Annotated in this window: 13 protein-coding genes; 12 read left to right on the top strand and 1 reads right to left on the bottom strand. The window is 39.8% G+C overall.

The features are described from left to right. Window positions 1-24 precede the first annotated feature (24 nt). The 8 genes from F6K37_RS16990 (at window position 25) to F6K37_RS17025 (ending at window position 9,228) form a co-directional block, all read left to right on the top strand. On the top strand, window positions 25-225 hold the full coding sequence (locus F6K37_RS16990; protein WP_287251310.1) for a hypothetical protein: 201 nt from the start codon (window positions 25-27) through the stop codon (window positions 223-225). 549 nt (window positions 226-774) lie between these two features. Beyond that, window positions 775-1,746 carry a CinA family protein gene (locus F6K37_RS16995; protein ID WP_287251311.1) on the top strand — a complete coding sequence of 324 codons (972 nt, stop codon included), beginning with the start codon at window positions 775-777 and terminating at the stop codon, window positions 1,744-1,746. Window positions 1,747-2,168: 422 nt separating this feature from the next. Further along, window positions 2,169-2,564 (top strand): hypothetical protein, encoded by a 396-nt coding sequence (locus F6K37_RS17000; RefSeq protein ID WP_071102741.1) that lies wholly within the window; start codon window positions 2,169-2,171, stop codon window positions 2,562-2,564. Window positions 2,565-2,869: 305 nt separating this feature from the next. Next, window positions 2,870-3,946 carry a cupin-like domain-containing protein gene (locus tag F6K37_RS17005; protein WP_287251314.1) on the top strand — a complete coding sequence of 359 codons (1,077 nt, stop codon included), beginning with the start codon at window positions 2,870-2,872 and terminating at the stop codon, window positions 3,944-3,946. A gap of 47 nt (window positions 3,947-3,993) precedes the next feature. Beyond that, on the top strand, window positions 3,994-5,022 hold the full coding sequence (locus F6K37_RS17010; protein ID WP_287251315.1) for a cupin-like domain-containing protein: 1,029 nt from the start codon (window positions 3,994-3,996) through the stop codon (window positions 5,020-5,022). Window positions 5,023-5,053: 31 nt separating this feature from the next. Beyond that, a complete protein-coding gene (locus F6K37_RS17015) occupies window positions 5,054-6,007 on the top strand; it encodes a cupin-like domain-containing protein (protein WP_287251317.1) in 954 nt (317 codons plus the stop codon). A 22-nt stretch (window positions 6,008-6,029) separates the two neighbouring features. Then, window positions 6,030-7,727, top strand: a complete 1,698-nt coding sequence (locus tag F6K37_RS17020) for a cupin-like domain-containing protein (RefSeq protein ID WP_287251319.1) — start codon at window positions 6,030-6,032, stop codon at window positions 7,725-7,727. A gap of 127 nt (window positions 7,728-7,854) precedes the next feature. Continuing rightward, window positions 7,855-9,228 (top strand): bromodomain-containing protein, encoded by a 1,374-nt coding sequence (locus F6K37_RS17025; RefSeq protein ID WP_287251320.1) that lies wholly within the window; start codon window positions 7,855-7,857, stop codon window positions 9,226-9,228. Here the strand turns inward: F6K37_RS17025 and F6K37_RS17030 are convergent. Beyond that, window positions 9,206-10,927: an ABC transporter ATP-binding protein gene (locus F6K37_RS17030; RefSeq protein WP_287251322.1), complete on the bottom strand. Its 1,722-nt coding sequence runs from the start codon at window positions 10,925-10,927 to the stop codon at window positions 9,206-9,208. The two genes, F6K37_RS17025 and F6K37_RS17030, sit on opposite strands and share 23 nt — an antisense overlap. Before the next feature lie 329 nt (window positions 10,928-11,256). On the opposite strand from F6K37_RS17030, the gene F6K37_RS17035 reads away from it, so the two are divergent. The 4 genes from F6K37_RS17035 (at window position 11,257) to F6K37_RS17050 (ending at window position 14,303) form a co-directional block, all read left to right on the top strand. Further along, window positions 11,257-12,531, top strand: coding sequence for a glycosyltransferase (locus tag F6K37_RS17035; RefSeq protein WP_287251323.1), 1,275 nt, complete (start codon window positions 11,257-11,259; stop codon window positions 12,529-12,531). A gap of 122 nt (window positions 12,532-12,653) precedes the next feature. Then, window positions 12,654-12,812 carry a hypothetical protein gene (locus F6K37_RS17040; RefSeq protein ID WP_154659964.1) on the top strand — a complete coding sequence of 53 codons (159 nt, stop codon included), beginning with the start codon at window positions 12,654-12,656 and terminating at the stop codon, window positions 12,810-12,812. 22 nt (window positions 12,813-12,834) lie between these two features. After that, window positions 12,835-13,479, top strand: a complete 645-nt coding sequence (locus F6K37_RS17045; protein WP_008190263.1) for a hypothetical protein — start codon at window positions 12,835-12,837, stop codon at window positions 13,477-13,479. Window positions 13,480-13,793: 314 nt separating this feature from the next. Beyond that, on the top strand, window positions 13,794-14,303 hold the full coding sequence (locus F6K37_RS17050; RefSeq protein ID WP_287251325.1) for a DUF29 family protein: 510 nt from the start codon (window positions 13,794-13,796) through the stop codon (window positions 14,301-14,303). The last annotated feature ends 103 nt before the right edge of the window (window positions 14,304-14,406 follow it).

Below are 14,406 nucleotides of genomic sequence, written 5' to 3' on the forward strand. Positions count from 1 at the left end.
TGGCAAGAGGTCTATTAATGAATTGTGATAATTTTTAATCCGAAGTTTCCGACTCCCGACTCCCTACTCCCGACTCCCTACTCCCTTGCTGTCAAAACCATTAAATTTAACAAAACTCGCGGAATTCCCCAACCCTGCGACCGGTGGGGATGGATAGCGAGACGACAAATTACAATAATTTTAATTTGTGTTATAATAAAGTTGGTTGCTGACCCGCCTGACTGACTAAAAGGCTACCTTACAAACGGTCTGATATCATATCAGTTTTCAGACCATTAGGTCTACAAAGTACTAGCAGAGCTCAGGGTCAGAAGTTACCGCAAGAATAAGGCAGCCTTTATGGTTGGTCGGCTATGCGTAAAAGGGTTAAAACTTTATGATTAAGGCTGCCTTATTCTAAGGTTTCGTCTCCGGGAAGAGACAAGCCCCGGCTGGTTGACCATAGAGTCGTAATTCCAAGGTGAGTCTGTCGAAAAAAAAACTATACGTCCTTAGAAGGCGGATGTCTGCCTGTGGACGCTGAGTAAGACCAATTCCAGCAGGCGCGCGCCTCTGGTAGAGGCGTCGGCGGATGAAGCGGGAAGCCCAAAAGACGAATAAGACCGTCCCTGAACTGACCTGAGAATTGGAAGCCCCAACCTCAGCGAACGCGCCCCGCGTGACCAAAGGTCAAGCAGGTTGGGGTACTTCACATAAAGACCAGCTGATACAACCCAAGAATTGATAGTGTAATCAGAGTTGATTTAATTATCTTTTGGAGAAAGACGGTCAAAAATGCGGAAAAAAAAGGTTTTGATGGTACTGGTATCGCTCATCCTACCCTTTGTGCTTGGTGTCCAACTAGCAATGGCCGATACCAGCAACTCGGCTCAAACCTGCTTACGAGGGTTACTGTACCTAAACAACGGTTGCAGTACAGTAGATTATATGTCCATTGATTACACTCCTCTGATGAATGACAAAGCTGAAAGCTTTTTGAAAGAAATTAAGGCACGGCAGCTCAATGTTGTCACAGCGGAGTCTCTGACCAGTGGCATGATTATTTCCACCATCGTCAACATTCCCCTCTATGGCTCCTACACCTACGGTGGATTTTCCACCTATGATAGTGATGCTAAGCGCAAGATGCTCGGGGTCAAGAAAGGCGATGTTTATACCGAAACCACGGCTCGACAAATGGCTGCCGGTGCTTTGAAAAATAGTCGGGCGATGGTCTCCATTGCAGTTACCGGAAACGCCGGACCGGTTGACAAAAATAAATTGGACGACCTTGGTGTTGTCAACGCAGCAGTTTCTATTCGCACCATCTCTGAGAGCCAAGACAGTGACATCCACGAGCAGCCCATTGTCTTCAATACCAGGCACCGGCGCATGGCACTTTGCGATGGTGATGGATTGCCTATGACTGAAGTTGTTTGTCAACAATATCGTTCCGAAGCTGAGGCCGACCCTAAGGGGTATGTATCCGCTCCAACCTTGTCCATGACGCGGAAATTGATTCGGCAAAATGTGGTGATTGACGCTCTGGAACTGGCGCAACAACACCTCCAAAACTTTGTCTGTACCAGCGACGGCGATAATGTCACTTGTAAAACTCTCGACTCCATGTGTCAAGAACCCTATGATGGCCGTTACATCAGGTATGGTGAACCAACTTGGGTGATCAAGGAGCACATCGAGCGTTGTCCAGTGGGTATGGCAAAGGGAAGAGGGAACAGGAAACAGGGAAGACGGAACAGGAACTAGGGAGTAGGGAATATGGCATCAAAAATTATCACAATTGATTTAGGTACCCTATAGTTAGTCGAGGGAAGTGTGGGGACTGTGGGGCGGGGGAGCGGCGAGTGTGGGGAGCAGTAAGTCCTAGGTCTCAACCCGTGCTTGGTGAGGGTTGGGATACAGGGATTAGCCCCTTCAAGTTGATCATGGAGAGGAATTAGATCAAATCAGGATAATTGCCCACACTTACGATATCCAGAACATTATCTTTCTCCCCCTGCTCCCATTAACCCAAGACGAAGGGACCTCACCCAATTGAGAACTGCAAGAATGAATCAGGAGTAAAAACATAACAATTTCTTAAGAAATTGTTATGTTTTTACTCGAATACCCCATTGTATAATAGTATTATTTTTGGCAACAAAATTTGATAGTAGGATAAATAGACTATGAGTGCAACTACTACGAATGACAACCTATCAGTGTTTGGTAACGAAGTTGAAATTGACGGCGTATTGTATGTCTCTGTAGACTTCCTCAAGCATTATCCAGAATATCTAGATAACGAATTAGATCGGGAAATGGATATTGATGATCAAGAGGATGATACTGACACTCCTGAAGAGGGAGAATTTGACGAATCTTTGAGTATCCATAAGAGCGAGATTGATATCAACGGCACGACCTATATTGCTGTTCCTGTGCTGAAGAGCAATCCCAACTATGTGGAACTTAAATACAACCAGAAAGCGGATGTTTCCTTAAGCACCTTTATCCCCAATAAGATGCTAAATGAAAATGCAGCTGTTGCTGCATTTCGCTTACGTCGTCGGAGTCGTAATTAGTACCGGGGTGGATGACAAGTTATGACAAATCCTATAGAATCTTAACTTGTCACTAATGGTCCGAGGGAGAGTCCGGTTTTATTGTGAGTTTGAATGACGACGGGCGCGAATTTATTCGCCGTCTAATTCTTATTCAATTGACCACGCTGGGTTTATAGGAATCCCCGCCAATTCAATGCGGGGATTCTCAACTGCGAAGGATTTTTGTTTTAGTTAGAGAGACTATTTTGAGGATTTATCAGCCTCTCACCCTAGGGGAATTTTATTGATATCCACCTAATTATCAAAGAACGGTGCTAGGAGCGATGCAAAGAGAAGTACCTGTATTAACCAGTATTACCCAAGCCGAATTTTATCAAGATTATTTCCTCAAAAATACTCCGTGCCTGATTCGAGGTGGGGCTAAAGATTGGCCAGCTGTTAAAAAATGGCATTCTGATGATTATTTAGCTAAACTTGCTGGCAATAGAAAAATTTTTAAAACCACATCTATTCGCCATGATTTTGGTTTTAACCACCAATCTCCCATGAAATATATGAAATTTGGTGAGTTTTTAGATCACTATCAAGATAATTCTCAATATTACATTAATGACTCCGATATACCGAGTATTTTAGTTCAAGACATGGGCAACCATGAAATATTGGAGGGATTCAATCGGTTAGAGCACTATCATAAGCGAACTGGATTCTTTCTCGGTGCAGGAGAACAATATGCGCCACTCCATTATGACGATGAGGAAAATATCTATGTTTTGATTGATGGCGAAAAAGAGTTTCCTCTCTTTGATATCGCAGATTTTCGCAAAATGTATGCTTACGATCATCAAGATAGTCCAGACTTTTCGCCAGTAGATGTGAATAATGTGGATTATCAAGCCTTTCCCCTCTTTAAAGAAGTCACCAGATATAATGCTCATCTTTATCCAGGGGATATGTTATATGTTCCCGGATACTGGTGGCATAGCGTCCGTTCCCAAGGCAGGAACATGGCATTGTCTTATGTAAGAACCGATCGGATTTCGCAATTAATGGCCTATATAAAGTTAGTAAAAAACGATGCTTTACCTATCTCTGAATCAGAAAAACAGACTATGCTGACTATGTTAGAAAATCGAGAGGAAACGGCGATTAATACTCAGCAAGTTCTGCAAAATGAAGGTGGTTTAATGGAGTGGAATATTTTCTATTTATATTTAAAACTTAGTCTTTTGTATGAATATTTAAAAAATAAACAAGAGGATATTAGTCCTGTTTATAATGCGTTTAAACGTGTTAAGCCTATGGTTAAAAGTGAACTTCATTCAGGTAACTATAGTTATCCAGTTTTATATTTGATGCAAAATTTTTATCGAATAAACCCTGGAATTTTTGAAGTATGAATTAACCGAATAAATAAATGCATAATTTATAATAACTTATACTTATTATGTTAAATTTAAGCATTGACCTACGGTCACGCTACGCGATCGAACAGCGATCAAACCATCATCCAATAAACCTCAAAAATCCAATTCCTGTAGCGGAAGTCAAAACGATTGATAATGAAACTTTTGCCAATGAGTATGTTGCCAAGCACCGCCCCGTCATTATTCGCCAAGGTATTCAGCATTGGCAGGCCATGCAGTGGGAAGACGACTATTTAAAAAAAGTCGTCGGAGAACAACCAGTCAAGGTTTATATCTTTTCCTATTATCAGGAAGGAAAGGTAAATCTTAAAGATAGTCTTCAGGAAAAGATGAGCGTCGCCGACTTCATCGAACGCTATAAAAGTATTGATAAGAATTACTATATTTCAGACCAGAACCTATTTCCTGTTTTACATCAAGATTTGGGAACTCATCCTGTTTTGGAGACCTTCCCTATTTCCAGGAGAAGGACGTTATTCTGGGGCAATGGCGGTCAAAAATCCCATTTGCACTATGACGACAATGAAAATATCATGTGCCAATGTGATGGGGAAAAAGAATTCCTGCTGTTTGATATCACCGATTTCAAGTACCTGTATCCGGCAACCCCTGAACAGTTTATTTCTGCTATCGATCTCGATCGGCTGGATTCTGGGCAATTCCCTCTCCTAAACCATGCCACTCCTTACGTAGCTCGCATTAAAAAAGGCGATATTTTGTATGTTCCTTGTTACTGGTGGCATCGCGTAACGTCCTTTGGCAGGAATATTGCAGTGTCTTACATCATCAACGAGACAATGGCTCAACGGCTCAATGTTGTAGAGAAATTGGTAGACTGCGACACCCTTCCGGTGGATGAATCGGTAAAGAACGACTTACTTGCCATCATTAGATCTGAAGAAAAAGCTTCTAAACGTAACGCTCAACTGAAAAAATATCACCGGAAATACCTCAAAGAGCAGGGAACTTCTTACTATTTTCATCAAATTTTTCGCCGTTTAATAGAAGAAAGCCTTTTTGATATTCTCTACGGTCATAGTACCTACTGAGCTTGAGTAAACTTATGGAAAAGCGATCGCGATGAATATATTATCCAGCTACAACATAAAAAATAAAAGAGCGAGGGTTCCCAAAGTCGAACAAATATCCAAAGAGGAGTTCTACGGAAACTATGTGCAAAAGAATACTCCATTAGTTATTTGCGGAGGAGTAAAACACTGGGATGCCATTCACCTGTGGACAAATGAGTATTTGGAGCAGGTTGTGGGGTTTAAGACAGTAGATGTCGAAACATCCAGAGATCAATTTGAGGGGAGAATTTTCGACGATGCTGAGAAAGTTTATATGCCTTTTTCCAGATTTTTAGAGAGATTAACCCTTCCAGAAGGGGAAACCGACTATTTTGTTGGTAGTTGGCTATTCCCAGCTCTGATCCAGAATGTCCCAGATATCGATCTCTTCCATGCCTTTGATGTATTTTCCAGACGTCGCATGTTGATGACCCGAGGAGGAAATCGTATTGCCTTTCACCATGACTGGTATGAGAATCTCCTCTGCCAGGTCAGCGGATATAAGAAGTTGACGCTGGTCGATATTGCCCAAACAGCTTATATGTATCCAAAAGGCGGAGAGGAAAATGCCAACTATTCACCTATTGATATTCATCAACCAGATTACCAACAATATCCTCTTTTTGAACAGGCAACTTTGTATGAAACCGAAATCCATCCCGGAGATGTCCTCTACATTCCTTGTAGTTGGTGGCATACAGTGGAGAGTTTTAAACGCAATATTGCCCTTTCGTTTTCCTTTTACGAAGCCAATTCGGAATTACTATTAGTTCTCTCGAAAATGTTTCAAAAAAATGCATTTGCTTTATCGGCAGATGATACCGAAGCTCTGCAAACTATTTTTGATAATGAAGAGAATCCTGGCCAAAAACTAAAACGGATCCAAAAATACGCTCAAAACCATAAAATTTCTACTATTTTACTAATGTTTAACCAGAGAAACAAGCTTTGGTTTGGAGTTTGAAATAAAAACCAGGATAAATCCCATGTCTAAAGGCGAAAAAATCCTCCAAAACTACTATCCTAACGAAAGCATAGATTACCTAGATGCTAGTGTAACTAGTCGCACAATTATTGATGATTATCTTTATAAAAGAAAACCGGTTATCATTCGAGGTCTAATTGATGACTGGGAAGCAAGCAAGAAGTGGAGTTTTTCCTGGTTTCAGGAAAAGTATGGTAACATTTATACCAATGTTTTCCCTTCTGGCAACGAAGCTAAGTCATCTCAAATGAGATTGAAAAAAATGTTTGCGAAAATGCAACAGGGAGAAATATTATACTCTAGCCTATATACCAAAGAACTATTTCCCATACTCTCCCCAGATTATCCCCTTGCCGGGACAATTCTTTCCGATACTAAATTTAACTGGTTATTGGATCTTCCCAAAACTATTCATGGGGACATGAATGTAATTTTTATTGGCAATACTGGCACGGGCATTAAGAATCATCAAGATAGTATGGGGACTCATCTCTGGTCAGCTCAAATTATGGGCACAAAGCGCTGGATTGTTTCTCCTCCAGAAGAATCTGAGTTTATGTATGAGGGTAAAGCTGACTGGTTAAAACGAGAAGAATCGATTGAAAAATACCCTAATTTCAAGGAAGCCAAAGCCCTCGACTTCATTTTAGAAACTGGTGAAATTTTAATTATTCCCGTTGGGTGGTGGCATCAAACTGAAATTTTATCAGATTCTATTTCTATTACCCACGATCTTGTCAATGAGACAAATTATCACCATTATATTTCCGAACTCAATAAATCTCACCATATCGATCCTAAAGTAGAGACATTTTATCGCGCCAGTCAGTCAATTAAAGCAAATTGGGCTGCTCAACTTACCCAAAGAAAAACGACTCCTATTGAGCGTATTTATTACTCCATTTCTTTTGAAGAGTTGTTAGAAAAATACCTCATTCCTCATCAAGCAGTTATTCTCCAGAATCAAATCAATCATTGGCCAGCTCTGCACAAGTGGAATTTAGATTATTTTCGAGAGAGGTTTGGCAATGCTTTCATTCAGTATTTCCATGGTCACGACGATAAGTCTAAAAAAATACGATTAAGAAAGTATCTGGAAAGCAACTTCGACCAACCCCATTATTCCATGTGGTGTCTGGATGACTTTTATGACATCCTTGCTGAAGATTTTGATACAATTGAACCCTTGAACAACAAGGAAAAAGATTGGATTTTAGAGCTACCTAAAAAAGAATTAAATGCCTTGACCTGGATTTTTATGGGAACTAAAGGTTCTGGGATTGCCAATCATACGGATAGATTAGGACAGCATGTGTATTCTGCTCAAATTTCCGGTCGCAAAAGGTGGCTACTTCACCCACCTGAAGATACAAAGTGGATGTACGATGGTCAAGTTGACTTAACCAATCCCGATTTAGTTAAATATCCGCTTTATATGAACGCATCTGCGCCTTATGATTTTGTGCTCGAACCAGGTGAAGTATTAATTTTACCAAATGGTTGGTCTCATCAAACCTTAACTTTATCAGATTCTATTTCCTTGTCCCATGATTTTATGAATGTTTCCAATATTGATTCTTTCTTAGAAAGAATGGAGGCGAGAAAAGGGGAAAAATACATGAAATCGGAAACCATGAAACCGATTATTTGCAATTGGAAAGAGAAACGAGATGCTTTACGACAGCAGACAATAATATAATAAAAATTCGATAGATATATTAAATTAATTCAAATATATTTGATTATAAATTAGAGTTCAATCTGGCTCAAAAGTATCTGTTACAAAATATCTTTGGCTTACATTTAAACAACGGCTTTCTGCGATAATGCCTAAATTGCCTCTAACCCTAGACATCAATCAATTAGATCCTTTAATCAACTGTTATCTAGGAATAGCAGAAATTACCGATCGCATTCGGGGTAAATTTTACAACAGTATCGAGGAATTTATCAATATCTTCTTTGCTTACGATTTTAGAGTTAATGAAACATTCTTCAATCAGCGAATTTATCAACAAGAGGGTCGGGAATTCACTCTGTATCAATATTTCCGCTCCAAATCATTTGCAGACTTCCTAGAAATCATGGAGCTAACTCGGAAAAAAAAATTTCCGGATCTGCTGCCTATCCATGATTCCTATATTTGGGAGTTTCCAATTCATTTTTATCTAGTTAACTTTAGCGAAGAAGACTATATCATAGATCTGATCGACCACCCAGAGATTTTAGCCTATGACTTACGACAGTTTCTTCCCAATCATAATTACGACATTCAGAGAGATTATGACTCAATCAAAAAGAATAACGATCGAGCTTACTTGAAATGGTTAATTGAAAAGAATCTGGAAAAGGTAAATTTTGAATTTTCTATGGAAGGGGCAGAGTATGCTAAAGAACATCTGCGCAATTATTTATTACCTTATTCGGATTTTTACCAAACTTGTATTGACCGCATTGGAGCCATGGGATTTCGGTTTCGATTAACTGGAATTTCCGAAGTCCATACTCGCAATCCAGTGAAAACAAACAAAGGAAAGTGGATTGATGAAATTACCACATCCCCAAACTGTTTTAATGTTGCGATCTTAATGCAACGGGATTTATCCAGACGCAATCTTGGGGGTTATGCCAATTTGCCCCAAATCCGATATCGCCGCAAATTTTATCCTCGAAAAATTGGTTTTTTGTGCCTGATTGTTGATACTTTAGGATACGATCGAGCCAACTACCTTAATCAAAAATATGACTGTGAAGCTGGTAGTACTCTTAGCCATGAATTAGGACATTGTTTTCAACTGTATCACCTTGGTAAACATGGTAAAGATTTTAATAAGCCTTGCCTGGGGATAGCTCCAGATACCATCTGGAATCCGATTAATATCAAAAAAGCCAGTATTTGGCCTTGGGATAAAAAATTTGCTGAAAATCTGCATGCCAAAAATATGTTCATGAATCTAATGAGTATAGATACTGAACTGAATGAAAACTTATTCTTTACTAAAGCACAAGCTGCCCGTGCTAGAACTGTCGCTATGATGTACTATCGGCATTGGATGCAAAGATTGGAGTCTTGGGAACAGGCTAAGGATTATTTAGCCATTAAATCCCCAAATAATTCCTACTTACTAACAAAAGACTTCGGAGCATATCCAGAAGACAGACTAATACTCAGAAGAGTTACTGAATCGGATCAAATCTAAATTGTTCATGCCAAAGTTTATAATAAATTCCTTGACTTTTAAGGAGTTCTTGATGTTTTCCTTCTTCGACAATTTTGCCCTGATTCAAAACAAATATGCGATCGCAATTTACCACTGTGGATAATCGATGAGCAATGATTATTGTCGTTCTACCTTCGGCAACTGTTTTAAGTGATTCTTGGATAATATTTTCTGATTCACTATCAAGATGAGATGTGGCTTCATCCAGAATTAAAATTTGAGGATTTTTTAAGATTGCTCTAGCAATTGCAAGCCTCTGCTTTTGTCCTCCAGAAAGTTTTATGCCTCTTTCCCCAACTATAGTTTCATATTTTTCTGGTAAAGTTTCAATAAAATGATGAATATGTGACAGCTGGCAAGCTTCTATAATTTCTCGGTCTGTTGCGTTTAAGTTTCCGTACTTTAAATTTTCTTTGATTGTTGTATTAAATAACAATGTATCTTGAGAACAGACTCCTAAAGCTTGCCTTAATGATTTGATTTTTAGAGAGCTAATATCAATATCATTAATCTTGATCGAACCCTCTTTGGGATTGTATAATCTAAATAATAAATTAGTTATTGTAGTTTTTCCTGCACCGGAATTTCCTACAAAAGCGATGTTTTGACCTGCTTTGATATCAAAAGTGATATTTTTCAAAATGGGTTGACCTTTTTGGTATTCAAAATTAACTTTTTCAAATTTAAAGGAATTGATTTTGTTGACTGTTAAATCTCCTTCTTTTTCTGTGTCCAGTTCTAAATATTCCAGAATCCTTTTGATAGCTGGGATGGTAGCTTGTAACTTTAGATTAACCTTAAAAACAGAAGATAAAGGCTCAACAATAAGACCCAATAAATAGTCAAAAGCAATTAAACTACCTAAGGTAAGTTGATTATTTATGAGAAGATATCCTCCTAATCCATATAAAACAATTTTTGAAGTTAGAGGTATAAGTTCTCCCAAAGATTCTACTAGTTTGGATAACGTCACAAATTTAATATTATTCCTTATATAATTTTGGGTAATTTTGGTATGTTTTATTAATCTATTTTTTTCTAAACCAAACACCTTTATCAAATAGTGTAGTTCTATATTTTCGTTAAAAAATTTTTGAAATTCAGAAATATATTTTCGATTGATAGCGCTTAATTTCTCTATCTCTTTTTCTTTAATTTTATAGGCCAAATTCAATAAAGATGATAGGGGAATTAATACTAAAGCTAAAAGCCAATTAAACTTAAATAACAATATACTTATCAAACATACAATTAATATATTTTCGATTGTACTCGGGAAAACTACTAATAAAAAATGTTCTAAATAATTAACATCATTAAGTAATCTTGATACCAGTTCACCATTCGGTATTTCACTGTAGGTTATAAAATCGATTTTTTGAATATGAGAATATAATTTTTGTCTTATTCTAAAAATTATTTGCGGGCCAAAAGAAGCAGATAAATAGTCCTCAAATATTTTTAGTAAAAACCAAAAAATCCTGGCTACCCCAAAAGCTAAAACCATTAAAAATAATAAATTAATATCTTTGTTTGGAAAAACATTATCGAAAATATTCTGAATAATAAGGGGTTCTATGAGGTCAGGAATTATTAATAATAGTACTGTTACTAAAATGAGTGCATGCTTGACATAGGGGTATTTGATAATTTGAAAAATCTGTAAAACGTATTTCATCCCTTACTCCATATCATTGTGAAAAATTAAGTAAACGCCGTTTTACTATTACGAGTATTACGAGGCATCGGGTTTCTCCATCTGAGCAGCTAATTGGTCTCCGACTTTGAAAGCAGTATTTTTGGGTTCATATCCATTGTAAATTCAAACTTGAAAATTAAAACAGGACTTACGGTGAGGGGGGCAATAGACGGATTACCACTCCATGTTTATAATGGAATATTTATAATTAAGAGGAATTCTTGGATGATGCTTCCTCCACAAACTGCTGTTGTGTGTGTTTGAGAGGTTGATACATGTTCCATTGCTGTTGACCAGATAACTGACCTATGCATGTATTTATCCTAACTCTCGGTTCCCGTGGCGATGTCCAGCCCTATGTAGCATTGGGCAAAGGTTTAAAAGCAGCAGGACATACCGTCACAGTCTGTACCAGTGCCAGTTTTGAATTATTCATCAGGGAGCATGGCTTAACTTATGGCTATATGAACGATGAGATGATCAAGCTGATCAATTCCGATCAAGGTCGGGATGCCATGGAAAATACGACCAACCTCTGGGAAACCATCAAACTCACTCGCAAGTTATCTAAACAAGTTGCTCCCATGCAACGGATGATGCTTAATGATAGTTGGAATTCCGCACAAAAAGCCAACCCCGATCTGATCATCTTCCACCCCAAAACCTATGGGGGCCCTCATTTCGCCGAAAAATTGGGCATTCCAGTGATCATGGCGGTTCCCTTGCCGATGCTGGTGCCTACCGCTGAATTTCCTAACATGGGCTTCCCGAAATGGCCTTTAGGGGGCTGGTATAACAAACTGACCTATCGCTTCGTCAATCGATTAATGGAGTTTTCAGCAGGCAAACCTGTTAAAAGGTGGCGAGCTGACCATGATTTGCCACCCCAACGGGGGGATTTTAATATTCTGCGTACCACTACCGGTGAACAGATTCCGGTTTTATATTGTTACAGTAAGTTTGTGTGCGATGAAGCTACGGATTGGCCTGAGAGTGTGATGGCAACCGGCTACTGGTTTCTAGAGGAACAAGATACATGGCAACCACCGGCTGAGTTACAGAATTTCCTTGATGCTGGTAATCCTCCGGTTTATGTCGGTTTTGGCAGTATGGCTGGACGAGATCCCCAGCGGTTGACGGAAATTGTGATTGAAGGGTTACAGCAAGCCAATGTGCGGGGTATTATTGCTACCGGTTGGGGTGGCTTGGCAGTGGCTGACTTGCCAGACAGCATTTTCAAAATTGATAGCGCTCCCCACGATTGGCTTTTCCCCCGTATGGCGGCAGTGGTGCATCATGGTGGGGCTGGCACAACCGCTGCTGGCTTACGGGCAGGTCGTCCCACTATCATTTGTCCCTTTTTTGGGGACCAACCCTTTTGGGGCGAGCGTGTTCATGCCCTTGGTGTCGGCAGTAAACCGATTCCCCAAAAGACATTGACTGCCGAGAAGCTGGCTACTGCTATCCGCGAAGTGACGACAAACCAGACCATTCGGCAAAATGCTGAAGCCTTGGGGAAACAAATCCGGGATGAAGATGGCATTGCTAATGCGATCGCTATTATTGAATCTCAATTTGGTTAGGATTTTAGGGAGTCGGGAGTCGGGAGTCGGGAATCGGGAGTAGGGAGCAGGGAGTAGGGAGTAGGGAGTCGGGACAGGGAGTCGGGAGTCGGGAACAGGGAAGAAAGAAGAGGGAATTGTTAATGGGATGGGTGGGTTATGAACATACCTTACTACTCACTTCTTGCTTGAATAACTATGGGATGCGATCGCGATGGATGTTGCGATCGCACTTTCTTTTTTCAAAGATAAGTCACCGGGCAAAAGGCACTGCTTCTACGGGGTTTGCTAAACTCGATTAAGTGACCTGGATAACGCCCTGCCATGACTGACTCAATTACCTTAGATGACTTCTATAAACTCTTTCAAGAGAGCGAACGTCAACGTCAGGAAACTGAGCGAATTCTGCGGGAGTCTTTAGAACGGTCTCGCCATGAATTTCAGCAGAACCTGGCTGAATCAAGAGCTGAATTTGATCGACGGGCGGCTGAGGCGGATCGACGGCTGGCTCGCGTGGAAGCTATTGCGGCTCAGACGAATCAGGCCGTTAATGCCTTGACCAGTCGCTGGGGCAACTTTGTGGAGAACCTGGTGGCTCCTGCGGTGGTTCGTCTGTTTCAAGAACGGGGGATTTTGGTCACTGCCATATTCCAACGGGTAAAGGCAAGGGCAGGATCTCAGAACCTGGAAATCGATATTTTGGCAGTCAATACCAATGTGGCAGTGGCGGTGGAAGTAAAATCTCGCCTGACCCAGAAGAATCTACGACAATTCCTGACTAATTTAGAACAATTTAAGACAATCATGCCCCATTACAAAAACTATCGTCTGTATGGTGCTGTGGCTGCCATTGAAATTGATGGGGATGTTGATAAGTTTGCCTATAACCAGGGGTTATTTGTGATCCAACAAGCGGGGGAAAGTGTTTTGATTAGCAATGCCCCTGATTTTGAACCCCGTGCTTGGTAGGTAAACCGATCGTGTCTGTCAAATGACATATATACTGTGGAGTCATCAAATGCGCGAACAACAGCGTAAAAATCCTCCTCCTTTTCTTGAAAAACTCCGACAGTTTAAAGCTGAAAAAGAGGCTGCCTATCAAAAGACTAAAACAGTAGAGGCTAGTTAGATGAATATCAAAACCAAATTAGTTTTATGCCTCTACTTTAAAATTTGATAATAGTAATGTTATCAAACTTCCCTATTTTGAATTAACTACTCCCTGCTCCCTGCTCCCTGCTCCCTACTCCCTACTCCCTAACACCCAAATTTTGTCCTTACCTATGACACAAGAACTGATAGACCTCAAAACTAGCATTATAGAAGGACGATACGCAGATGCTTTAGCAATTGTCGATGAATTAGAAGGGATGAGTAAACAAGCAATTTTGCGTAATATTGATTCGTTCCTAGTCAGGCTATTTATCCACTTAATTAAAAATCAAGTAGAGCAGCGTTTAACCAATTCTTGGGCAGCTTCAATTGCCAGTTCAATTCTGGAAATTAAAAAGCTTAATCTTAAAGATAATAAAACCTCCTATTATATTAAGCTTGATCAATGGCAGCCCAGATTAGAGGAAGCACTAGAAGCAGCGATCGCTCCTGCTAGTCTGGAAGTTTTCAATGGAGAGTTAAGGCGGTCTCAACTTTCCCAGAGGCTGGATAAACCACAGCTGATTTTGACTGCCAATAGTTTACTTAGTCTGACTTACCGCTATTCAGCTAAAGAACTGCCAGCAGTTTTAGATGATTATTTAACTGAATTACCAGGTGGCGAAGAGTGGGGTAGATAATTTATCCTGAGCAATAGTAAGCTATTTTCCTACAGGATTTCCCTCATAAATAGCGTAAAAATCCTCCTCCTTTTATTGAAAAACTCCGACAGTTTAAAGCTGA

Source organism: Moorena sp. SIO4E2, assembly GCF_010671945.1.
In the GTDB taxonomy this organism is placed as follows: Bacteria; Cyanobacteriota; Cyanobacteriia; order Cyanobacteriales; family Coleofasciculaceae; genus Moorena; species Moorena producens.

Bases quoted from the DNA above. Each gene is read 5' to 3' on its own strand.
- F6K37_RS16995 (WP_287251311.1), top strand. From the start codon at position 775: ATGCGGAAAAAAAAGGTTTTGATGGTACTGGTATCGCTCATCCTACCC.
- F6K37_RS17000 (WP_071102741.1), top strand. From the start codon at position 2,169: ATGAGTGCAACTACTACGAATGACAACCTATCAGTGTTTGGTAACGAA.
- F6K37_RS17005 (WP_287251314.1), top strand. From the start codon at position 2,870: ATGCAAAGAGAAGTACCTGTATTAACCAGTATTACCCAAGCCGAATTT.
- F6K37_RS17010 (WP_287251315.1), top strand. From the start codon at position 3,994: ATGTTAAATTTAAGCATTGACCTACGGTCACGCTACGCGATCGAACAG.
- F6K37_RS17015 (WP_287251317.1), top strand. From the start codon at position 5,054: ATGAATATATTATCCAGCTACAACATAAAAAATAAAAGAGCGAGGGTT.
- F6K37_RS17020 (WP_287251319.1), top strand. From the start codon at position 6,030: ATGTCTAAAGGCGAAAAAATCCTCCAAAACTACTATCCTAACGAAAGC.
- F6K37_RS17025 (WP_287251320.1), top strand. From the start codon at position 7,855: ATGCCTAAATTGCCTCTAACCCTAGACATCAATCAATTAGATCCTTTA.
- F6K37_RS17030 (WP_287251322.1), bottom strand. From the start codon at position 10,927: ATGAAATACGTTTTACAGATTTTTCAAATTATCAAATACCCCTATGTC.
- F6K37_RS17035 (WP_287251323.1), top strand. From the start codon at position 11,257: ATGCATGTATTTATCCTAACTCTCGGTTCCCGTGGCGATGTCCAGCCC.
- F6K37_RS17040 (WP_154659964.1), top strand. From the start codon at position 12,654: ATGGGATGGGTGGGTTATGAACATACCTTACTACTCACTTCTTGCTTG.
- F6K37_RS17045 (WP_008190263.1), top strand. From the start codon at position 12,835: ATGACTGACTCAATTACCTTAGATGACTTCTATAAACTCTTTCAAGAG.
- F6K37_RS17050 (WP_287251325.1), top strand. From the start codon at position 13,794: ATGACACAAGAACTGATAGACCTCAAAACTAGCATTATAGAAGGACGA.